The 19915-nt window shown below is 69.5% G+C and carries 22 protein-coding genes and 1 tRNA gene; 18 read left to right on the top strand and 5 right to left on the bottom strand.

Annotated features, from left to right (window positions below):
- Positions 1-157 precede the first annotated feature (157 nt).
- The 5 genes from AB0M51_RS34965 to rplA all read left to right on the top strand — a co-directional run bounded on the left by AB0M51_RS34965 (position 158) and on the right by rplA (position 3003).
- Positions 158-230: transfer RNA gene (locus AB0M51_RS34965), tRNA-Trp, on the top strand.
- A 55-nt stretch (positions 231-285) separates the two neighbouring features.
- Positions 286-528 (top strand): preprotein translocase subunit SecE, encoded by a 243-nt coding sequence (gene secE, locus AB0M51_RS34960; protein ID WP_344191576.1) that lies wholly within the window; start codon positions 286-288, stop codon positions 526-528.
- Positions 529-1040: 512 nt separating this feature from the next.
- A complete protein-coding gene (gene nusG / locus AB0M51_RS34955; RefSeq protein WP_344193506.1) occupies positions 1041-1760 on the top strand; it encodes a transcription termination/antitermination protein NusG in 720 nt (239 codons plus the stop codon).
- A gap of 12 nt (positions 1761-1772) precedes the next feature.
- A complete protein-coding gene (gene rplK, locus AB0M51_RS34950) occupies positions 1773-2204 on the top strand; it encodes a 50S ribosomal protein L11 (protein WP_344191578.1) in 432 nt (143 codons plus the stop codon).
- 76 nt (positions 2205-2280) lie between these two features.
- The gene (rplA, locus tag AB0M51_RS34945) at positions 2281-3003 is read left to right on the top strand and encodes a 50S ribosomal protein L1 (RefSeq protein ID WP_344191580.1); all 723 of its coding nucleotides are present in this window, start codon (positions 2281-2283) and stop codon (positions 3001-3003) included.
- Positions 3004-3086: 83 nt separating this feature from the next.
- Here the strand turns inward: rplA and AB0M51_RS34940 are convergent, their stop codons facing one another.
- A complete protein-coding gene (locus AB0M51_RS34940; protein ID WP_363752248.1) occupies positions 3087-4124 on the bottom strand; it encodes an alpha-hydroxy acid oxidase in 1038 nt (345 codons plus the stop codon).
- 229 nt (positions 4125-4353) lie between these two features.
- Between AB0M51_RS34940 and AB0M51_RS34935 the strand changes: the two genes are divergently transcribed.
- Complete coding sequence (locus AB0M51_RS34935; RefSeq protein WP_344191585.1) at positions 4354-5475, top strand: hypothetical protein; 1122 nt, start codon at positions 4354-4356, stop codon at positions 5473-5475.
- Here AB0M51_RS34935 and AB0M51_RS34930 read toward each other — a convergent pair.
- Positions 5465-5977, bottom strand: coding sequence for a hypothetical protein (locus tag AB0M51_RS34930; protein WP_344191587.1), 513 nt, complete (start codon positions 5975-5977; stop codon positions 5465-5467). The genes AB0M51_RS34935 and AB0M51_RS34930 overlap by 11 nt on opposite strands.
- Positions 5978-6143: 166 nt before the next feature.
- On the opposite strand from AB0M51_RS34930, the gene AB0M51_RS34925 reads away from it, so the two are divergent.
- From AB0M51_RS34925 to AB0M51_RS34915, 3 genes are read left to right on the top strand one after another with little or no spacing between them, the layout of a single operon-like run.
- Entirely contained in the window at positions 6144-7421 is a 1278-nt protein-coding gene (locus tag AB0M51_RS34925; protein ID WP_344191589.1) for a sensor domain-containing protein, read from the top strand.
- Between the two features lie 13 nt (positions 7422-7434).
- Complete coding sequence (locus AB0M51_RS34920; RefSeq protein ID WP_344193508.1) at positions 7435-8082, top strand: response regulator transcription factor; 648 nt, start codon at positions 7435-7437, stop codon at positions 8080-8082.
- A complete protein-coding gene (locus AB0M51_RS34915; protein ID WP_344191591.1) occupies positions 8079-8777 on the top strand; it encodes a DUF4097 family beta strand repeat-containing protein in 699 nt (232 codons plus the stop codon). The genes AB0M51_RS34920 and AB0M51_RS34915 overlap by 4 nt, the downstream gene beginning before the upstream one ends.
- Here the strand turns inward: AB0M51_RS34915 and AB0M51_RS34910 are convergent.
- Genes AB0M51_RS34910 through AB0M51_RS34900 form a run of 3 tightly spaced genes read right to left on the bottom strand, consistent with a single transcriptional unit; the run spans position 8764 to position 12299 of the window.
- The gene (locus tag AB0M51_RS34910) at positions 8764-9402 is read right to left on the bottom strand and encodes a bifunctional 4-hydroxy-2-oxoglutarate aldolase/2-dehydro-3-deoxy-phosphogluconate aldolase (RefSeq protein ID WP_344191593.1); all 639 of its coding nucleotides are present in this window, start codon (positions 9400-9402) and stop codon (positions 8764-8766) included. The genes AB0M51_RS34915 and AB0M51_RS34910 overlap by 14 nt on opposite strands.
- Before the next feature lie 13 nt (positions 9403-9415).
- Entirely contained in the window at positions 9416-10996 is a 1581-nt protein-coding gene (locus AB0M51_RS34905) for a D-aminoacylase (protein ID WP_344191595.1), read from the bottom strand.
- Position 10997: 1 nt separating this feature from the next.
- Positions 10998-12299: an amino acid deaminase gene (locus AB0M51_RS34900; RefSeq protein ID WP_344191597.1), complete on the bottom strand. Its 1302-nt coding sequence runs from the start codon at positions 12297-12299 to the stop codon at positions 10998-11000.
- A gap of 132 nt (positions 12300-12431) precedes the next feature.
- On the opposite strand from AB0M51_RS34900, the gene AB0M51_RS34895 reads away from it, so the two are divergent.
- From AB0M51_RS34895 to AB0M51_RS34855, 9 genes are all read left to right on the top strand, one after another.
- The gene (locus tag AB0M51_RS34895; RefSeq protein ID WP_344191599.1) at positions 12432-13394 is read left to right on the top strand and encodes a sugar kinase; all 963 of its coding nucleotides are present in this window, start codon (positions 12432-12434) and stop codon (positions 13392-13394) included.
- Positions 13391-14125, top strand: coding sequence for an IclR family transcriptional regulator (locus AB0M51_RS34890; RefSeq protein ID WP_344191601.1), 735 nt, complete (start codon positions 13391-13393; stop codon positions 14123-14125). Before AB0M51_RS34895 ends, AB0M51_RS34890 begins: the two co-directional genes overlap by 4 nt.
- A gap of 8 nt (positions 14126-14133) precedes the next feature.
- Entirely contained in the window at positions 14134-14538 is a 405-nt protein-coding gene (locus AB0M51_RS34885; protein WP_344191603.1) for a RidA family protein, read from the top strand.
- Positions 14539-14621: 83 nt separating this feature from the next.
- Complete coding sequence (locus AB0M51_RS34880; protein WP_344191605.1) at positions 14622-15431, top strand: IclR family transcriptional regulator; 810 nt, start codon at positions 14622-14624, stop codon at positions 15429-15431.
- Entirely contained in the window at positions 15431-16612 is a 1182-nt protein-coding gene (locus tag AB0M51_RS34875; RefSeq protein WP_344191607.1) for an MFS transporter, read from the top strand. The genes AB0M51_RS34880 and AB0M51_RS34875 overlap by 1 nt, the downstream gene beginning before the upstream one ends.
- A gap of 199 nt (positions 16613-16811) precedes the next feature.
- Entirely contained in the window at positions 16812-17420 is a 609-nt protein-coding gene (gene rplJ / locus AB0M51_RS34870) for a 50S ribosomal protein L10 (RefSeq protein ID WP_344191610.1), read from the top strand.
- Positions 17421-17484: 64 nt separating this feature from the next.
- Entirely contained in the window at positions 17485-17877 is a 393-nt protein-coding gene (gene rplL / locus AB0M51_RS34865) for a 50S ribosomal protein L7/L12 (protein WP_344191612.1), read from the top strand.
- A 201-nt stretch (positions 17878-18078) separates the two neighbouring features.
- Complete coding sequence (locus AB0M51_RS34860; RefSeq protein ID WP_344191614.1) at positions 18079-19026, top strand: ABC transporter ATP-binding protein; 948 nt, start codon at positions 18079-18081, stop codon at positions 19024-19026.
- 115 nt (positions 19027-19141) lie between these two features.
- Positions 19142-19915 carry an ABC transporter permease gene (locus AB0M51_RS34855; protein ID WP_344191616.1) on the top strand — a complete coding sequence of 258 codons (774 nt, stop codon included), beginning with the start codon at positions 19142-19144 and terminating at the stop codon, positions 19913-19915.

The raw sequence follows: 19915 nt of genomic DNA, 5'->3' as shown, positions 1-19915 counted from the left end.
CGGCGCCCGGCCGGTAATCGGTACAGGGGTCGTGCGGGGAAGGGCCTCAGTTCGACCACGTGGCTCGGACCCCGTACACTTCTCTAGTCCGGGCGTTGATGGCCCTGATCCGGCATGCCCGAGATCAGGTCCGACGCGGCGTCCGGATGGATTGCAGAGGGCACTAGCTCAACTGGCAGAGCATCGGTCTCCAAAACCGAAGGTTGGGGGTTCAAGTCCCTCGTGCCCTGCAAATCCTGACCGGCGCAGGGCCGGTCAGGCCACCGCTAGCGAAAGAGGTAGGTCGTGACGGAGACGCGCACCCCGGCACCGTCCGGCGCCGGCAAGCCCGCCGAGGGCAAGCAGGGCAGGGGCCTGCTGCGCTTCTACCGGCAGGTGGTCGCCGAGCTCCGCAAGGTGGTCTGGCCCACTCGCAAGCAGCTGTCCACCTACTTCGTGGTCGTCCTGACCTTCGTGGTGTTCGTCATCGCGATCGTCTCGGTCCTCGACCTCGCCTTCGGCTGGGCGATGTTCAAGGTCTTCGGCTGAGGTACGCCGGCCACGACCAACTGTAGGTCCCGGGCCTCCCGGCCCGGCCTGAAACAGACAAGACCCCCGATGCACAGATGACGGAGTACGACGTGTCCGAGCGCGACGACGAGGTCCTCGACTACGAGGACGAGTTCGACGTATCCGACTCCGGCGACGACCTCGATCTCGACTTCGACGAGAACGCCACCGACGACGACCTGTTCGGTGACGACGACGATGACGACGACGACCCGTTCGCGGACCTCGACGACGAGGACGAGGGGGACGACGAGGACGAGGCCGAGACCGACGACGACGAGTACTCCGCCGACGACGAGGCCGAGACCCCGAAGCCGGACCAGGACACGTCCGACGACGAGCCGGTCGTGGTGGTCCCGGCGGCCGACGAGTCCGAGGTCACCGAGGTGGTGACCGCGGCGGACGTCGAGGACGCCGAGGAGGAGCTCGCCGACGAGACCGCGGAGACCGCGCCGCTGACCACCGCCGAGCCGGCCGTCGCGGCCGACGAGGTGGTCTTCTCGAGCGCCGGTGCCACGGACGAGTCCGACGACGCCGACGACGAGACCGACGTCGCGGAAGCGGAGCCTGAGCCGGAGCCGGAGGAGCCGGGCGACCCGCTCGAGGAGCTGCGCGCCCGGCTGCGGTCGCAGTTCGGCGACTGGTACGTCGTGCACACGTACTCAGGGATGGAGAACCGGGTCAAGGGCAACCTGGAGAACCGGATCAACTCCCTGAACATGGAGGACTACATCTTCGAGATCATCGTGCCGACCGAGGAGGTCGCCGAGATCAAGAACGGGCAGCGCCGGATGGTGAAGCGCACGGTGCTGCCGGGCTACGTGCTGGTCCGGATGGATCTGACCGACGAGTCCTGGTCGACCGTGCGGCACACGCCGTCGGTGACCGGCTTCGTCGGGAACAGCCAGAAGCCGGTCCCGCTCAGCCTCGAAGAGGTGGAGAAGATGCTCGCTCCGGCCGTCGTGGCGGCGGCCGAAGCGGCGGCAGCCGAAGCCGGTGCCGCACCCGCCAAGACCGCGGCCAAGAAGAAGGTCGAGGTCGCCGACTTCGGTGTCGGTGACTCGGTCATGGTGGTCGACGGGCCGTTCGCGACCCTGCACGCCACAGTCACGGAGATCAACGCCGAGGCCCAGCGGATCAAGGCCCTGGTTGAGATCTTCGGCCGGGAGACCCCGGTGGAACTCAGCTTCAACCAGATCCAGAAAGTCTAAGGACCCGACAGAATGCCTCCCAAGAAGAAGATCGCTGCCCTGGTCAAGGTGCAGCTCCAGGCCGGTGCCGCGACGCCGGCCCCGCCGGTCGGTACCGCGCTCGGTCCGCACGGCGTCAACATCATGGAGTTCTGCAAGGCGTACAACGCCCAGACGGAGTCCATGCGCGGCAACGTCGTACCGGTCGAGATCACGATCTACGAAGACCGTTCCTTCACGTTCGTCACCAAGACGCCGCCGGCGCCGGAGATGATCAAGAAGGCCGCGGGTCTGCAGAAGGGCTCCGCCGTTCCGCAGCGCGACAAGGTCGGCAAGATCAGCAAGGACCAGGTGCGCGAGATCGCCACCACCAAGATGCCGGACCTGAACGCCCGCGACATCGACGCGGCGATGAAGATCATCGAGGGTACGGCGCGCTCCATGGGCGTCGTCGTCGACGGCTGACCAGCACAACTTTTCACGCAGTAGTGGCAGGGCGAAGTGCCGCCCGGAGACCACACCCCAGAGAGGAACAGCAGTAATGGCACAGCGCAGCAAGGCTTACCGCGCCGCCGCGGAGAAGATCGACTTCGATCACCTGTACACGCCGCTGGAGGCGATCCGGCTGGCCAAGGACGCCGCCGGCAGCAAGAAGTTCAACTCCACCGTGGACGTCGCGATGCGTCTCGGGGTCGACCCTCGCAAGGCCGACCAGATGGTGCGCGGCACCGTCAACCTTCCGCACGGTACTGGCAAGACGGCACGGGTCCTCGTCTTCGCCACCGGCGACAAGGCCGAGCAGGCGAAGGCGGCCGGCGCCGACTTCGTCGGTGACGACGACATGATCAAGAAGGTGACCGACGGCTGGCTGGACTTCGACGCCGTCGTCGCCACGCCTGACCTGATGGGCAAGGTCGGCCGCCTCGGCCGGGTCCTCGGCCCGCGTGGTCTGATGCCGAACCCGAAGACGGGTACGGTCACCCCGGACGTGACCAAGGCCGTGTCCGACATCAAGGGCGGCAAGATCGAGTTCCGGGTCGACCGGCACGCGAACCTGCACTTCATCATCGGCAAGGCGTCGTTCGACGAGGCCCAGCTGGTGGAGAACTACAGCGCCGCGCTCGAGGAGATCCTCCGGCTGAAGCCGGCCAGCTCGAAGGGCCGCTACATCAAGAAGACGGTCTTCTCGACCACGATGGGTCCGGGTGTCCAGGTTGACCCCAACCTGACCCGCAACCTCGCCGAGGAGCAGGTCGAGGCCTGATCCCTCAGCATCCGAAAGCCCCCGCCACGGCGGGGGCTTTCTGCTGTTCGGCCGCCGAGTCGTGGCGATCGGCGGCGGTTCTGTCAGCGGGGTTCCGCGAGCAGGTCGGGGGTGAGAGCGGTCGGGTTCGGGGCGCCGGCCAGGCGCATGGCGTGGGTCAGTTCGTCGGTCAGGTCGGTCAGGAGGCGGGCTACTCCGGGGGTCGAGTCGACGGCGAGGGCCCAGAGGGCGGGGCGGCCGACGAAGACCGCGCGGGCGCCGAGGGCCAGTGCGGTGAGGATGTGCTCGCCGCGCCGGATGCCGCCGTCGACGTACACCTCGACGTTGCTGCCGGCAACGGCTTCGGCGACCTCGGGCAGCGCCCGCGCGGTCGGGATCGAACCGTCGAGCTGACGGCCGCCGTGGTTCGAGACGATGATGCCGGCGGCGCCGGCGTCGGCACATCGCTTGGCGTCGTCCCCGCGCAGGACGCCCTTGACGACGACCGGGAGACCAGTGCGTTCGGCGAGCCAGCCGATGACGTCCGGGTCCAGGTCGTCGGCCTTGGCGAGGTCGTCGTCCGACCAGTCGCCGGCGGGCAGGTTGGCGAGCAGCTGGCCGGGTTCCACCAGATCCCAGACGGTCTCGCCCTCGTCCTCCTTGCGGCCGACGACCGGGGTGTCGACGGTCAGTACGACGGCCCGCGCGCCGCCCGCGACCGCTGCGTCGAGCATCTGCCGGGTGAGGTCGCGGTTCCGGACGACGTAGATCTGCAGCCACCACGGCACGCCGGTGGCGCCCAGTTCGGCGAACGTCGAGCCGGCGTTGCTGGAGACGCCGAGCACGGAGCCGGCGGCGCTGACGCCACGCGCCATCGCGAGCTCGCCGTCCGGGTCGGCCATCCGCTGCATCGTCGACGGCGCCACCAGCACCGGTGTGGCGACCGGCGTACCGAGCACCGTCGTGCCGGGGTCGATGCTGGAGACATCGGTCAGCACGCGGGGCCGGAAGCGGTACGCCGACCAGGCCGCGGTGGCCTCGCCGACGCTGACACCGGCCGCGGAACCCTGCCGGTAGTAGCGGTGCACGGCCTCGGGCAGCTTCCCGGCGGCCGCGCTCTCCAGAGTGTCGATCCAGCGCATGCCGCCCATCGTCGCACCGTGCCCCGGTCGGCGGGAGCCTATTTTCCGGGCGGCGGCCCGGGTAGCACGGTACAGTTGACGGCATGACGCAGTACGGGCGGCGATTTCTGCGCCCCGGCCGGCACGACGGTGCCGACGGGGTGAGCTGCTGCTGCGCTCTCTCCTGAGGTGACCGCGGCCGACCGGGGTGGATCCCCCGTCGAGACCGTCATTTCTTGGAGAGCAACCCATGTCTGTCCTCACCGTTGAAGAACTGCACGCTGCCCTCGCGCTCCGCGACCTGAGCGATCCGGCCAAGGGCCCGCACGCGATCCAGCTCGTCGTCGACTCGATCCGGGCCGCGCTGGAGAAGGCCTGGCCGTACACCGAGACCTGGACCCGCCGCGACCATCCCGTCGTACCGCTGGCGGACAACTACGACAACCTCGGCTACGCGACCGATGCCGTCACCCGGGAGGCCCGCTACACGCGGTACGTCTCGGAGACCGAGGTACTGCGAAGTCACACGTCGGCGATGATCCCGCCGGCGCTCCGGGAGCTGGCGAGCTCGGAGACGTCCGACGTACTGATGATCTGCGCCGGCATCTGCTACCGCCGGGACTCGGTCGACTGGCAGCACACCGGTACGCCGCACCAGCTCGACCTGTGGCGGCTCAGCCGGAACGTCACGCTCGGCGAGCCGGAGCTGGAGGAGATGATCGCCCGCCTGGTGGACACGGTCCTGCCCGGTCAGACCTACCGGACCGTGCCGGCGGTGCACCCGTACACGATCCACGGCCGGCAGGTCGACGTACTGCTGGACGACCAGTGGATCGAGATCGGCGAGTGCGGGGTGGCGGCGCCGCACGTACTGCGGATGGCCGGGCTGGACGAGAGCTGGACCGGGCTGGCGATGGGGCCCGGCCTGGACCGGCTGATGATGCTGCGGAAGGGGATCCGCGACATCCGGCTGCTCCGGTCGACCGACCCGCGGGTGGCGGAGCAGATGCTCGACCTGCTGCCGTACCGGCCGGTCTCGTCGATGCCGCCGGTACGCCGGGACCTGTCGGTCGTAGTGGGAGAGTCGGCGGACGTGTCGGACGAAGTGCTCGGCGACAAGGTCCGGGCCGCACTGGGCCCGGACGCCGATGCCGCGGAGTCGCTGGAGGTGCTGGGTGAAACGTCGTACGACGACTTGCCGACGAGCGCTCGGGCGCGCCTCCAGATGACGCCCGGACAGCGGAACGTACTGGTCAGGCTGGTCCTGCGTCCGGTGGACCGGACCCTCACCGACGCGGAGGCGAACGTCCTGCGGGACAAGGTCTACCGCGCCTTGCACGAGGGGCCGGTGCTGGAGCTGATCAGCGCCTGAGCTCGCGGGCCGCCACCACGAACGCGCACACCGCGAGCGGCAGCTCGAGGAGCAGCGCCTCGGTCAGCGAGAGCGTGCGGTCGAACCCGGCGGCCGACGTGCTCACGTCGAACCAGGCGTCGGCGATCAGCAGCGTGCCGGCGGCCACCGCGGTCAGAACGGCGTGCCTGTTGCGTTTGTGCAGCAGGTACGCCGTGAGACCGGCGGCGATCGCGGTCGCGCAGTCGAGGCCGACCCAGGTCAGCTTCCAGTGGCCCGCCTCGTAGGTGCTCGGCAGGGTGGCCGCGAGGATCAGGCACCACGGCAGCAAGACGGCCGCGACGCCCGCGGCGACCATCGCGGCCAGGCCGCCCGGTGAGCGGCGAGCGCGGATCCGGCCGTCCAGCCGGCCGTCGGCGATGTAGTCCTCCAGCGCGTCGGCCACGCGGTCGTCGATCGCGTCACCGAGCTTCCCGTCCATGGCTCGCCCGATCTCTGTCGGGCTGATCGCTGTCGTCGTCATACCGTCAAGCCTTCCGGGGTACGCCTCCCGGCACAGTCCGGCCAGCCCACGAACGGGGGTGGGGATAACCCCCGGCGGGTTCCGTGGGCTGTCCTCATGCCGTCCGGCGCTGCCGACCACGTAAGTTGTGACCGCGAGCAGGCGCTGACACGGGGAGGTGATCCGGATGACGGCTGCGGCGAGTCCGGTTCCCCGGACGCCCTGGGGCCTCTGGCGGTCGCCGTACTTGTGGTTGGCAACTATCCATCTGCTCGGCGACACGGTGGTCGTGCTGACCTCCGGTCTGCTCGTGCTCGGCGCGACCGTGGTGGTGCTGGCCGGCTTCGTGCTGGCGCCGATCGGGATCCCGCTCAGTCGGTGGGCGAACCGGTGGGTCTACGACATCGCAGGCTGGGAACGAGCCCGGGCCCGGATCACCCGCGGCCAGGAGGTGCCCGCGCTGGTGCCGCCGCCGCGCACCGGGTCGACGATCGACGACGCGGTCCAGGCGGTGAAAGACCCGGGGCTGTGGCGGCAGTTGATCTACTACGTCATTCTGTTCTGGCTGGCGATCGGCTGGCTGTTCCTGGTGCCGTTCGCGTGGTCGGTGCCGGTGGTGCTGATCCCGTTGCCGGCGTACTACACGCACTTCGCGGCGGCGCAGGCCCAGCTCGGGCCGTTCGTCATCAACTCGACCATGCGCGCGTCGGTGGTGGCGGTGCTCGCGGCGCTGTTCCTGCTGTTCTTGTCGCCGCTCGTGATCCGGGCCGCCTCGTGGTTCGACGGGTGGCTGGTGAAGGAGCTGCTCGGGCCGTCGGAGACCGGCGTACTGGCCGAGCGGGTCCATCAGCTGGTGCAGAGCCGGCAGCAGGTGGTCGACTCCGTCGAGGCGGAGCGGCGCCGGATGGAGCGCGACCTGCACGACGGCGCCCAGCAGCGGCTGGTGTCGCTGGCGATGATCCTCGGCCGGGCGAAGAACCGGCTCGGGGACAAGGAGCCCGCGGTCCGGCGGCTGATCGAGGAGGCGCATACCGAGGCGATGCAGGCGATCGCGGAGATTCGGGACCTGACCCGCGGGCTGCATCCGCCGGTGCTCACCGACCGCGGCCTGGACGCGGCGCTGTCGGCGGTCGCGGCGCGCTCGCCGGTGCCGGTCCGGCTCAGCGTCGACGTACAACCCCGGCCGAAGCTGACGATCGAGTCGATCGCGTACTTCGTGGTGACCGAGGCGCTGGCGAACGTCGCCAAGCACGCCGACGCCGCGGAGGTGGACGTGCTGGTGGAACGGGAGCACGACGTACTGCGGGTCGTGGTGCGCGACAACGGCCGCGGCGGCGCGGATCCGGCGCGCGGCAGCGGGTTGCGCGGGCTGGCCGACCGGGTGGCCGGCGTGGACGGACGGCTGACGGTGGACAGTCCGCCGGGTGGCGGCACGACGCTGACCGCGGAGGTGCCCTGTGGCTGAGGAGGACGGACGGATGCGGGTCGTGATCGCCGAGGACTCGGTGCTGCTGCGGGAGGGCATCGTGCGGCTGCTCGAGGAGCAGAACTGCGAGGTGGTCGCGGCGGTCGGCGACGGCAACCAGTTGCTGACGGTCGTCGAGGAGCACCGGCCGGACGTCTGCGTGGTGGACGTGCGGATGCCGCCGACGTTCACCGACGAAGGGCTCCGGGCCGCGCTGGTGATCCGCGACCAGTACGCGGACGTCGGCGTGCTGGTGCTCTCGCAGTACGTCGAGGAGCGGTACGCGAGCGAGCTGATCGGCGGGAACCCGGGCGGTGTCGGGTACCTGCTGAAGGACCGGGTGGCGGACGTCGACCAGTTCATCGACGGTCTGCGCCGGGTCGCGGGCGGCGGCGCGGCGCTGGACCCGGAGGTGATCGCGCAGCTGCTGGTGCGGTCCCGGAAGGCGGATCCGCTGGCCGTGCTGAGCCCCCGGGAACAGGACGTTCTCCGCGCGATGGCGGAGGGTAAGTCGAACGCCGGCATCGCGCAGGCGCTGGTCGTCGGCGAGGGCGCGGTCGAGAAGCACATCAGCAACATCTTCCTGAAACTGCAGCTGTCCCCGACCGACGGCGAGCACCGCCGGGTGCTGGCCGTGCTCCGATACCTCGGGACGTCATGATGCTGACGAGAGCGCAGCGGACGATGCTGCTGGTCGGGGCGCTGCCGTTGCTGGCGGTGCTGATCGGCAGTGGCGCGGTGACGGTGAGCGTGATCAGAGGCAAGCTGCCGTACAACTACTCGGCCTCGTTCGCGCCGGCGACGTCCGGCGTAGAGGTCACGTCCGACCTGCCGACGCAGATCGAGGCGAGCTTCGACGGGCAGGTGCATGTCACCGTCGACGGGACGTACGCGGCGCGCCGGCCGGACGTCCGGGTAGTGACCGAGGGCGGGGTGGTCAAGGTCGACACAAACTGCCCGGATCGGCACTGCGAGGTCGCAGTGACGGTGGACGTGCCGGCGGCCGCCGCCGTCCGGGCGAAGGTCCAGAGTGCCTCGCTCAACGTTGACGCGGTGGCCGCGCCGCTGACAGTGGACGTCAGCGACGGCTCGGTGGACATGGCCCAGCTCCGCAGCCCGCGCGTGTCGGTGGACGCGCGGAGCGGCTCGATCTCGCTCCTCTTCGACAAGGCGCCGGACCAGGTGTCGGCCACCTCCAGCGAGGGCTCGATCACCGTGCAGCTGCCGCGCTCGACGACGTACGCGATCGACGCGGTCGCCGCGCAGGGGTCGACCAACCTGAGCGTGCCGAACGACGCGTCCGCCACGCACAAGCTGTTCCTGCGCAGCAGCTACGGGAGCATCACTGTGCAATAGCCGCGCAGAACGCCTTCGCCTTGTCGGTGATCGACTGCCAGTTGCCGGCGGCCACCTCCGCGGGGGCGACGACGTCCGTACCGGCGCTGACGGCGAGCGCGCCGGCGTCGAGGAAGTCGCGCGCGTTACCGGCGTTGACGCCGCCGGACGGGATCAGCGGTACGCCGGGGAACGGTCCGTTCAGGTCCTTGAAGTACTTCGGGCCGAGCTGGTGCGCCGGGAAGATCTTGACCGCCGCGGAACCCAGCGCCAGCGCGGTCATCACCTCCGACGGGGTGAACGCGCCGAGCACGGCCGGGACGCCGGCGGACCGCGCGGCCTCGGCGATCGCGCCCGCCTCGGGACCCTGACCCGGGGTGACCAGGAACTGCGCGCCGGCGTTGATCGCCTGGGTGGCCTGATCACCGGTCTGCACGGTGCCCGCACCGACGACCGCGCCGGTCTCGGACGCGGTGGCGGCGGCGCGCTCCAGGTGCCGGGGGAGGTCCGGCGTCGTGTAGGTGAGCTCGACGACGTGGATGCCCCCGGCAACCAGTGCGGCGCAGAGGTCGCGGGCGTCGGAGATCTCCGGGGCGCGGACGACGGTCAGCACCCGGTCGGCGCGGAGCAGGTCCAGGGTGTTCACAAGCAGGTTCCTTTCAGGAAGTTCGGCGGACAGCATGGCCGGGGCGGGCGTCGGTACGGTGGCCGTCGTCGATGACGGGTACGCCGTTGACCAGCACGTACGGAATGCCCTCGGCCGGTTGCCGGGGTTCGGGGAAGGTGGCGGCGTCGCGGACCGTGTCCGGGTCGAACAGCACCAGATCAGCGGCGTACCCGGTGCGGACCAGCCCGCGGTCGGTGAGCCGCAGCCGGCGGGCCGGGCGGCCGGTGAGGTGGTGGATGCAGTCGGGGAGGTCGAGGACGCCGAGCTCGCGGACGTACCGGGCGAGGTACCGCGGGAACGTGCCCCACGAGCGCGGATGCGGTTTGCCGCCGACCAGGATCCCGTCCGAGCCGCCGGTGTGCGACCGGTGCCGCATGATCGTCCGCACGTTCTCCTCGTGGCCGACATGCTGCAGGATCGACGTCGCGAGGTCGTCGGCCAGCAGGATCTCGTAGAACACGTCGGCGGCCGGCTTCCCGGTCCGGGCGGCGATCGCCGCGACCGTGCTGCCGACCGCGGACGACAGCGCCGGGTTGCGGACGCCGCCGATCTCGATCGTGTCCCACTCGACGACACAGCCGTGGCAGCCGTCGGTGCCGACCTGTTCGAGCTCGTACGTGATCTTCTCCCGCGCGGCCGGATCGCGGAGCCGGGCGAGCAGCGCGTCCGGCCCGCCCTCCGCGGTCCAGCTCGGCAACACTGCGGACAGAGTTGTTGCCCCAGGCAAGTACGGGTAGGTGTCGGTGGTGACGTCGACGCCGGAGTCGAGCGCGGCGTCGATCATCGCGACCAGCTCGGCGCCGCGGCCCGCGTTCGGCGCGAAGTTCATCACCGCGTGGGTCAGGTGCAGCGCGCAGCCCGAGCGGCGCGCGACCTCGACCATCTCGGCGTACGCCTCCAGCGCGCCGCGACCGTAGGACCGCTGGTGCGGCGCGTAGTACCCGCCGTACGCCGCGACGACCTCGCACAGCGCCACGAGCTCGTCGGTGGAAGCGAACATGCCCGGCGTGTAGGTCAGCCCGCTGCTCATCCCGACCGCGCCGTCCCGCAGCCCGTCGGCCAGCAACTCCTTCATCCGCGCCAGTTCGGCCTCCGTCGCCGGGCGGTTGGACGTGCCAACGACCATCATCCGCAGCGTGCCCTGCGGGACCAGGTACGCCGCGTTGCACGCGATGCCCTGGTCGAGCCGGTCGAGGTACCCGGCGACGGTCGACCAGGAGAAGTCGAAGTCGTCCGGCTCGCCGTTCCAGCCGGCGATCTGGCGGCGTACGACGGCCCGCGTCGGGTCGTCGATCGGCGCGAACGACAGCCCGTCCTGGCCGAGGACCTCCAGCGTGACGCCCTGGCTGACCTTCGCGGTGTGGTCCGGGTTCACCAGGATCTGCAGGTCCGAGTGCGAGTGCATGTCGATGAACCCGGGCGCCAGCACCAGCCCGTCCGCGTCGATCGTCCGGTCCGCCGCGGGCAAGTCGTTGCTGATCGCTACGATCCGCCCGCCGTCGACGGCGACGTCCGCGTGGTACCCCGGCGTACCCGAACCGTCGACGACCAGCGCGCCCGTGATGTTCAGCATCTCAGAAGAACGTCCGGACCAGGTCCACCACGACCGGGTCGGCGGCATCCGGGTCGTCGATCACCGGGATCAGCCCCCACTTGTCGAACGCCGTACACGGGTGCGACAGGCCGACCCGCAGCTCGTCGCCGATCACCACCGGTACCACACCGAAGTGCAGGAAACCGTGCTGGTCGTTGAGGTTCGTGACCTTCATGTCCGTGGCCGGCAACACCGGACCGTCCGCGGAGCGCGGGCGGATCAGCTGCGGCTCCGGCCAGTCCTGGTCGAACGGGAAGTCGCGGCGGCCGGCGTCGAAGATCGCCAGCCCCGGCTCGGGTTGCGAGGTGATCCGGATCCACCCGTGCATCGCGGCCACGAGCTGCTCGCCGTCGGTCCGCGGGTGCTCGCCGAGCGGCGACACCCGCCGGTACAGGCCGTCGTCGTGGGAGATGTACGCGCCGGACCGCAGTACCACCCGGGCGCCCTCGCCGGCTTCGGCGGCGAGGACCTTCGCGACCTGCTCGAAGTACTGGCTGCCGCCGGCGCTGACCACCGGTACGACGTCGGCGTCGTACAGCGGGCGCAGCCGGTGGTGCACGGAGGCCAGGTCGCGCAGGTACCCGCGGACCTCCTCGAGGTTGGCCTCGTCGACGCCGTGCCCGATCGCCCCCTCGTACCCGGCGACACCGGCCAGTCGCAGGGTCGACGCGTCGGCGATCGCCTGGCCGACCGCGAGCGCGGTCTCCGGGTCGCGGGCGCCGGTCCGGCCGCCGATGCCGCCGACCTCGACCATCACGTCGAGCGGACGGGCGTCCGGGCCGACGTACGCCGAACGCGCCGCCTCCATGATCTCGACGGTACGCACGGAGTCCGCCCACACCGAGACCTCGAACGACGGGTCGGCCGCCAGTTCGTCGGCGATCCAGCGCAGCTGCAGCGGGGAGATCACCGCGTTCGCGATCAGCACCCGCTGGACGCCGTACGCCCGGGCGACGCCGAGCTGGAACGCGTTCGCGAGCGTGATCGCCCAGGAACCGGCGTCGAGCTGCATCGCCCAGAGTGCCGGCGCCATCGTGGTCTTGCCGTGCGGTGCGAGCTCCACGCCGTGCCGGGTGCACCAGGTGGCGAGGGTGTCGACGTTGTGCCGGAGCCCGGGTGCCGAGAGCGTCATCAACGGTGTCGGCAGCTGCGACAGCCGCGGGCGGTCGGCCAGCACCTCTTTGACGGTCCGGCCCCAGAAACCCGGCGGCAGCGCCTTGTCCCGCCAGCTCACCTGCTGATCGGCAAGAGCGGCGACGGCGTCGGCATCGTAAGCAGGCATCAGACCCCCTGGGGTTGGGATTGCAGAATACGCAACGCTCATTGCGTATTCTGACTCGTCGGTTGTAGCATCGCGCCCGAAGTCGCGTCAACGCACGCCCCTATCCCATCACTTCTCCCGCAAGGAGTGCCGATGCCCGAGACGTCCGCGATCTGCCTGGGTGAGGCGATGATCATGCTGGCGGGCGGTTCCGGACCGCTGGCGGACGTCGAGGTGTTCCGGCGCTCGGTCGGCGGGGCGGAGTGCAACGTGGCCGGCGGACTGGCCGCGCTCGGCGTGCGCACCGGCTGGATCTCGCGGCTCGGCGACGACGGGTTCGGTCAGCACGTACTGCGGGATCTCGAGGCGCGCGGCGTCGACGTCGGAGGAGTGGAGCTGGACCCGGTCCGGCCGACGGCCCTCTACGTGAAGGAGTCGCACGGCGGGCGGTCCCGGATGCACTACTACCGGACCGGCTCGGCGGCTGCTGCCATGCAGCCCGCGTTCTTGGACCGGCCAGAGGTGCGCCAGCGGCTACAGCAGGCGAAGCTCGTGCACACGACGGGTATTACTGCGGCGATCTCTGCCAGCAGCTCGGACATGCTGGAGCGGTTGGCCACTGAGCCGCGGGAGTTCCTGCTGAGCGTTGACCTCAACTGGCGGCCTGTGTTGTGGCGGGAGCGCGACCCCGCGCCGTTGTGGCGGTTGTTGGGAGCCGCGGACATCGTGCTGATCGGTGCGGACGAGGCTGAGGTCTTTGCCGGCACCGGGGATCCGGACGAGCTGTACGAGCGGATCGGCGCCAAGACGCTGGTTGTGAAGGACGATTCGAACGCCGCGATCGTCCTGGAGCCGGCCGGGCGCACTGAGGTCCCAGCACTGTCTGTAGAGGTTGTGGAGACCGTTGGAGCCGGCGACGCGTTCGCGGCTGGGTTCTTGGCGGGGACCTTGCAAGGCCTTCCCGCGGTACAGCGATTGCGGTTGGGGCATCTCACGGCTGCGGCAGTGCTGACGGTTGCCGAGGACCACGCGCCGCCTCCTGGTGTGGCTGAGCGGGAGCGGTTGCTCAACGCGACGGACGCGGAGTGGGCGGCGACGAAGATCGGTGCGGCATGAGCCAGAGCCTGGCCAGAGCGCTGCAGATCCTCACCAGTCTCGGCGAGGGCGAGCGTTCGCTGGACCAGCTCGCCGGTGAGCTCGGCGTGCACAAGACCACCGTGCTGCGGCTGCTGCGCACCATGGAGGCCGATCGGTTCGTACGACGGGACTCCGCGCACAGGTACCGCCTGGGCTCGCGGTTGTTCGCTCTCGCGGATGTTGCGCGCGAGCAACACGTCGTACGGCAGGTTGCTGGACCGCATCTGCGGGAGTTGAACCAGAAGACCGGGCAAACGGTGCACCTGGCGGCGTGGGAGAACGGTGAGGTCATCTACGTCGACAAGCTGGACAGTGTGCGTTCGGTGCGCATGTACTCGCAGGTCGGCGTACCGGCAGCTCTGCACTGCACAGCGGTCGGCAAGGTATTACTGGCCGCACAGCCCAAGCGGCAGCGGGAGGCCATCGTCCAGGCGCTGGAGTACAAGGCCTACACGCCGAACACGATCACCGACCCCGACCGGCTGCGGGAGGAGTTGGCGACCACCAAGGAGCGTGGGTGGGCACAGGACCGGGCGGAACACGAGTCCTTCATCAACTGCATCGGCGCGCCGCTCAAAGACGCCACCGGGCGCGTCATCGGGGCCGTCTCGTTGTCCGTGCCCGACGTACTGCTGAACTATGAACAGGTGCTCGAGCTGCTTCCCGAGCTGCTCGCCACCGCCGAGGCGATCACAGCCGACTACAACTGAGAGGTGTCATGACCGACAAGAGCGCAGTCTCCACGACCGACGCGCCGCCACCGATGCCGGTGTTCTCGCAGGGCGTCCGCAAGGGCAACATCCTGCAGGTTTCCGGCCAGGGCTCGGTCGACCCGGCCAGCGGCGACTTCGTGTTCGCCGGTGACGTGAAGGGTCAGACCACCCGGGTGCTGCAGAACATCGAGGCGATCCTGAAGGCCGGCGGCGCGAGCATGGACGACGTGGTGATGCTGCGCGTCTACCTCACCCAGCGCGAGGACTTCGGCGCGATGAACGAGGCGTACGCCGAGTTCGTGTCGACCCGGACGCCGAGCGGCGTGCTGCCGTCCCGGACCACCGTGTTCACCGGGCTGCCGCTGCCGGACATGCTGGTCGAGATCGACGCGCTCGCCGTCCTGAGCTGAGCAACCCTCCGAAGCCCGGGCCCCGGTGGTCCGGGCTTCGGACTGCCTGGAACCTTTCCCGTATCGCGGGATATGGTTTCGCCATGCAGGAAGCGCGCGGATCGGTGCAGTCGATCGACCGGGCTGTGGCGATCCTGCGCTGTTTCGACGCGCGGACGCCTGATCTCGGGATCAGCGACCTGGCCCGGGCGACCGGGCTGTCGACGAGTACCGTGCACCGCCTGCTGCTGGCGATGCAGGAGAACGGGCTCGTCCGCCAGACGGCGCACCGGCGGTATGCGATCGGTCCGCTGGTCGTGCAGCTGGCACACAGCGGCGGGATTCCGGCCGGGCTGCGGGACGCCGCGCTGCCGGTGCTCCGGGCACTCCGCGATGACACGGGGGAGACCGCGGCCGTGCACGAGCTCCTGCCGTCCGGGCAGCGGGTGGTCCTCGACCAGGTCGAGAGCTTCCACCAGTTGCGCCGTACCTACACGGAGTTCGGGCTTCCGGTCTCGTTGCCGCTCGGTGCGCCAGGGAAGGTGTTGCTGGCGTTCCTGCCGTTCGAGCGGCAGGAGGAGGTGTTGAAGGGCCCGTTGGAGCAGGTGCAGCCGGCAACCATCACCGACCCGGCGGTGCTCGCGCAGCAGTTCGCGGATATCCGCCGGCGCGGGTTCGCGATGTCGCGGACCGAACGGACCGCGGGTATCTGCAGCGTGGCTGCACCGGTGTACGGCTACTCCGGTGAGATCGCGGGCTGTCTGAGTGTGTCCGGCCCCGAGATGCGGATGCCGGTCGAGCGGATGGAGGAGTTCGGGATGAGGGTCGCCGCGGGTGCCTGGTCGGTGTCGGAGTTGCTGGGCGCCACCCCGGCCGCCCGGGACCGCAGTACGGCGCTGGCCGGCGGCCGGTGATGTCACAGGCCCGCAGCCTTTGGAAGATCGCACCTGCCGTCTATCTGCCCGCCCTGCTGTACGGGATCGGGCAAGGCGCCATCGCACCGGTTGTCGCGCTGTCGGCCACTCACCGCGGTGCCTCCGTTGCTGTTGCCGGTCTGGTCGTAGCGGCTGCCGGGCTGGGCCAGGTGATCGGTGACATCCCGGCAGGTGCGCTGACGAACCGCATTGGTGAGCGCAAGGCGATGTTGGGCGCCACCGTGTTCGTGGCGTTCGCACTAGCTGCTTGTCTGGTCGTTCAGAACGTGTGGGGGCTGGCTGTCGCCATCGGCTGCACAGGACTCGCTGGTGCGGTGTGGGGCCTTGCTCGGCAGGCCTATCTGAGTGAAGCGGTCCCCATCGAGCTCCGGGCGCGAGCCCTGTCCACACTGGGCGGAGTACAGCGGATCGGCTCCTTCATCGGCCCGTTCCTCGGTGCGGGCGCGATGAAGTTCCTCGGTACGGACGGTGCGTACTGGGTGCACCTGGTGGCCGCCGTACTCGCCTGTGGCGTCCTGTTGAGCCTGCCGGACGTGGAGCACCGGCGCGGGCGAGGCCCTGTCGCCGCCGAGTCCACCTGGACCGTCATCCGCGACCACCTCCCGGTACTGCGGACCCTTGGTGTCGGGGCACTTCTTGTCGGCGCCGTACGCGCGTCACGTCAGGTCGTGATTCCCCTGTGGGCGTTGCACATCGGGCTGGATCCGCAGACGACGAGTGTGATCTTCGGACTGTCCGGGGCGGTGGACATGCTGCTGTTCTATCCAGCTGGGTCCGTGATGGACCGGCTCGGGCGGAAGTGGGTCGCCGTACCGTCGATGTTCGTGCTGGGGCTGGCGCACCTCTTGCTCCCGCTGACGCACACCACGGCCACACTGACCGCTGTCGCGTTGTTGATGGGGATCGGGAACGGCCTGGGCGCCGGGGTGATCATGACGCTGGGGGCGGATGCCTCGCCGCCGGTCGGGCGGGCGCAGTTCCTCGGGGCCTTCCGGCTCTTCGCGGATACTGGAAACGGCGCGGGGCCGTTGCTACTGGCGGGGGCCACGGCGGTGCTCGGGCTGGCGCCGGCGATCGTGATCATGGCGGGTACGGGATGGGCAGCCGCGACGGCGATGCACCGCTGGATCCCACCCCACCCACAGAACCGATTTGGCTAAATGCCTGTACACCAGGCACACTGGACCCTGCCGAAGACCGCTGGTCGTCACCTCCGGGTGACTGAAGGTCCCACTCAGGTGGGCGGCCCGCGCAGGTGACTTGGAAGTGACACAGTATGTTTCACACCCTTGCGCCTGCGCAGGGGTGTTTCTTCTTTTCAGGGGTCCGAGGCGTGGAAGCCGATAGAAGGAGACCCCCATGGCGAGGCCGGACAAGGCAGCCGCTGTCGCGGAGCTGACGGACGAGTTCCGTAGCTCCAACGGCGCCGTGCTGACCGAGTACCGCGGTCTCACCGTTGCGCAGCTCAAGCAGCTTCGAGTTTCGCTCGGTGACGACGTGAACTACGCCGTGGTGAAGAACACGCTGACCAAGATCGCGGCCAAGGACGCCGGCGTCGACTCGTTCGACAGCCTGCTCGAAGGCCCCTCGGCAATCGCCTTCATCAAGGGCGACCCGGTGGTTGCGGCCAAGGGTCTGCGGGACTTCGCCAAGGCGAACCCCCTGCTCGTCATCAAGGGTGGAGTGCTGGACGGTAAGGCACTCGGCTCTGACGAGATCAACAAGCTCGCTGACCTGGAGTCGCGTGAGGTCCTCCTCGCGAAGCTCGCAGGTGCGATGAAGGCGGCCCCGCAGCAAGCGGTGTCGCTGTTCGCTGCTCCGCTGTCGCAGGCCGCGCGCCTGTTCGCGGCGCTGCAGGACAAGCTGCCGGCCGACGCTGCTCCGGCAGCGGTCCAGGACGAGGTCCAGGACACGGTCGAGGCACCTGCCGAGGCGAGCACCGAGGAGACCGCCGCAGCGGACAGCTGAGGCATCTCACCGCAACACCCCACAGTGATCACCAAGCAACATTTTGTCAGGAAGGACCGCCATCATGGCGAAGCTCAGCACCGAAGAGCTCCTCGGCCAGTTCAAGGAACTGACCCTGCTGGAGCTGTCGGAGTTCGTTAAGGCGTTCGAGGAGGAGTTCGGCGTCACCGCCGCCGCCCCGGTCGCCGTTGCCGCTGCCCCGGCAGCCGGTGGTGCCGGCGGCGCCGCCGAGGAGGCTGCGGAGCAGGACGAGTTCGACGTCGTCCTCGAGTCGGCCGGCGACAAGAAGATCCAGGTCATCAAGGAGGTGCGCGGTCTCACGAGCCTCGGCCTGAAGGAGGCCAAGGACCTCGTCGAGTCGGCCCCGAAGCCGGTTCTGGAGAAGGTCGACAAGGCTGCCGCGGAGAAGGCCAAGGAGGCCCTCGAGGGCGCCGGCGCCACCGTCACCCTGAAGTGACCTCGATTACGTTCCGCTGCGGGACGTAACGAATGTGTTGAGAAGGGCGGCCCCTGATGGGGGGCCGCCCTTCGCGCATTTCCGGATGGTTACTATCGCAATCGCTTGACTTCCAGGGGTTACGCAAAACCGTACTCGTGCGTAACCTAGGCCACTGCCCCGTCGTTGGGGTGCAGCAGACATCCCGTGTGAGGAGGGCCGGTGGGCGTAGAGGTCCGCGTCGAAGGTCTCACCAAGTCCTTCGGCAGCCAGCTGATCTGGGGCGACGTCTCGCTGACGCTGCCCGCCGGTGAGATCTGCGTGATGCTCGGCCCTTCCGGTACCGGCAAGTCGGTCTTCCTGAAGACCCTGATCGGCCTGCTGAAGCCCGACAAGGGCCACGTGTACATCGAGGGCACCGACATCGCGACCTGCAGCGAGCGCGAGCTGTACGACGTCCGCCGGCTGTTCGGCGTGCTGTTCCAGGACGGCGCGATGTTCGGGTCGATGAACCTCTACGACAACGTCGCGTTCCCGCTCCGCGAGCACACCAAGAAGTCCGAGTCCGACATCCGCTCCATCGTGATGGAGAAGATGGAGATGGTCGGCCTGGTCGGCGCGGAGAAGAAGCTGCCCGGCGAGATCTCCGGCGGTATGCGCAAAAGAGCCGGCCTGGCCCGCGCGCTGGTGCTGGACCCGCAGATCCTGCTCGTCGACGAGCCCGACTCCGGCCTGGACCCGGTCCGTACGTCGTTCCTGAACCAGGTGATGATCGACCTGAACGAGGCGTTCAGCCCCACGTTCCTGATCGTCACCCACGACGTGAACACCGCCCGGACGGTGCCGGACAACATCGGCATGCTGTACCACCGGCACCTGGCCATGTTCGGCCCGCGGGAGATGCTGCTGTCCAGTGAGGAGCCGGTCGTCCGGCAGTTCCTGAACGCGCAGATGGTCGGCCCGATCGGGATGTCCGAGGAGAAGGACGCCGAGGAGCTCGCGGCCGAGGCCGGCCAGGAGCTGCCGCCGCTGCCGCCGATCCCGATCCAGCAGCTGCCAAGCAGCGGCATGCTCCGCCCGACCCAGCGTCCGCCCGGCGAGTGGTGCCGCGAGAACGGCGTCACCCCACCCCCGGGTTCGTTCGCCACATCGACGGTGGGGGCCAGGTGACTGTATTGAATGCCGCGCTGCCGCGCGGCGGGTCACGGGGCTCGACCTCCCGGTCTTCCCTCGTCGCTCCGGTCGCTTCGCTCCCTGCGCTCCTCGGTCCAGACCGGGAGGCCCCGTGACCGTTTCTGCCACCGCCCCGCTGAAGCATGCGGGGTCGCTGTTCGCTTTCGCCCTCGACACGTTTCGGGCGATGTTCCGGCGGCCGTTCCAGCTGAAGGAGTTCCTCCAGCAGGCCTGGTTCGTGGCCAGCGTGACGATCATCCCGACCGCGCTGGTCGCGATCCCGTTCGGTGCGGTGATCGCGCTGCAGGTCGGCGGGCTGATCAAGCAGTTCGGTGCGCAGGCGTTCACCGGTTCGGCCGCCGTCCTGGCGGTCGTCCGGGAGGCGTCGCCGATCGCGACCGCGCTGCTGATCGCGGGTGCCGGCGGTTCGGCGATCTGCGCGGATCTCGGCTCCCGGAAGATCCGCGAAGAGCTGGACGCGATGATGGTGCTCGGGATCGACCCGATCCAGCGCCTGGTGGTGCCGCGGGTGCTGGCCACGATGCTGGTCGCGTTCTTCCTGAACGGTTTCGTCAGCGTGGTCGGCGTGATGGGCGGCTACGTCTTCAACGTGGTCCTGCAGGACGGTACTCCGGGCAGCTACATCGCCAGCTTCACCGCGCTCGCGCATCTCCCCGACCTGTGGCAGGGCCAGGCGAAGGCGCTCGTCTTCGGCGCGATCGCCGCGGTCGTGGCGGCGTACAAGGGAGTGAACGCGGGCGGCGGCCCGAAGGGCGTCGGCGACGCGGTGAACCAGTCCGTGGTGATCACGTTCATGCTGCTGTTCGTCGCGAACTTCTCGATGACCGCGATCTACTTCCAGCTCGTCCCGCCGAAGGGGGCCTGA

The organism is Kribbella sp. NPDC051137, from assembly GCF_040682535.1.
Classification (GTDB): Bacteria; Actinomycetota; Actinomycetes; order Propionibacteriales; family Kribbellaceae; genus Kribbella; species Kribbella karoonensis.
Note: the sequence above shows the minus strand (reverse complement) of the source record. Positions and strands in the feature narration are given on the sequence as shown.

Excerpts from the sequence above, each read along its gene's own strand:
- AB0M51_RS34920 (WP_344193508.1), top strand. The coding sequence starts at position 7,435 with ATGCGGGTCGTGATCGCCGAGGACTCGGTGCTGCTGCGGGAGGGCATC.
- AB0M51_RS34905 (WP_344191595.1), bottom strand. The coding sequence starts at position 10,996 with ATGCTGAACATCACGGGCGCGCTGGTCGTCGACGGTTCGGGTACGCCG.
- rplA (WP_344191580.1), top strand. The coding sequence starts at position 2,281 with ATGGCACAGCGCAGCAAGGCTTACCGCGCCGCCGCGGAGAAGATCGAC.
- AB0M51_RS34890 (WP_344191601.1), top strand. The coding sequence starts at position 13,391 with ATGAGCCAGAGCCTGGCCAGAGCGCTGCAGATCCTCACCAGTCTCGGC.
- AB0M51_RS34915 (WP_344191591.1), top strand. The coding sequence starts at position 8,079 with ATGATGCTGACGAGAGCGCAGCGGACGATGCTGCTGGTCGGGGCGCTG.
- AB0M51_RS34880 (WP_344191605.1), top strand. The coding sequence starts at position 14,622 with ATGCAGGAAGCGCGCGGATCGGTGCAGTCGATCGACCGGGCTGTGGCG.
- AB0M51_RS34900 (WP_344191597.1), bottom strand. The coding sequence starts at position 12,299 with ATGCCTGCTTACGATGCCGACGCCGTCGCCGCTCTTGCCGATCAGCAG.
- AB0M51_RS34885 (WP_344191603.1), top strand. The coding sequence starts at position 14,134 with ATGACCGACAAGAGCGCAGTCTCCACGACCGACGCGCCGCCACCGATG.
- rplL (WP_344191612.1), top strand. The coding sequence starts at position 17,485 with ATGGCGAAGCTCAGCACCGAAGAGCTCCTCGGCCAGTTCAAGGAACTG.
- rplJ (WP_344191610.1), top strand. The coding sequence starts at position 16,812 with ATGGCGAGGCCGGACAAGGCAGCCGCTGTCGCGGAGCTGACGGACGAG.
- AB0M51_RS34875 (WP_344191607.1), top strand. The coding sequence starts at position 15,431 with ATGTCACAGGCCCGCAGCCTTTGGAAGATCGCACCTGCCGTCTATCTG.
- AB0M51_RS34940 (WP_363752248.1), bottom strand. The coding sequence starts at position 4,124 with ATGCGCTGGATCGACACTCTGGAGAGCGCGGCCGCCGGGAAGCTGCCC.
- AB0M51_RS34930 (WP_344191587.1), bottom strand. The coding sequence starts at position 5,977 with ATGACGACGACAGCGATCAGCCCGACAGAGATCGGGCGAGCCATGGAC.
- AB0M51_RS34935 (WP_344191585.1), top strand. The coding sequence starts at position 4,354 with ATGTCTGTCCTCACCGTTGAAGAACTGCACGCTGCCCTCGCGCTCCGC.
- AB0M51_RS34925 (WP_344191589.1), top strand. The coding sequence starts at position 6,144 with ATGACGGCTGCGGCGAGTCCGGTTCCCCGGACGCCCTGGGGCCTCTGG.
- rplK (WP_344191578.1), top strand. The coding sequence starts at position 1,773 with ATGCCTCCCAAGAAGAAGATCGCTGCCCTGGTCAAGGTGCAGCTCCAG.
- AB0M51_RS34895 (WP_344191599.1), top strand. The coding sequence starts at position 12,432 with ATGCCCGAGACGTCCGCGATCTGCCTGGGTGAGGCGATGATCATGCTG.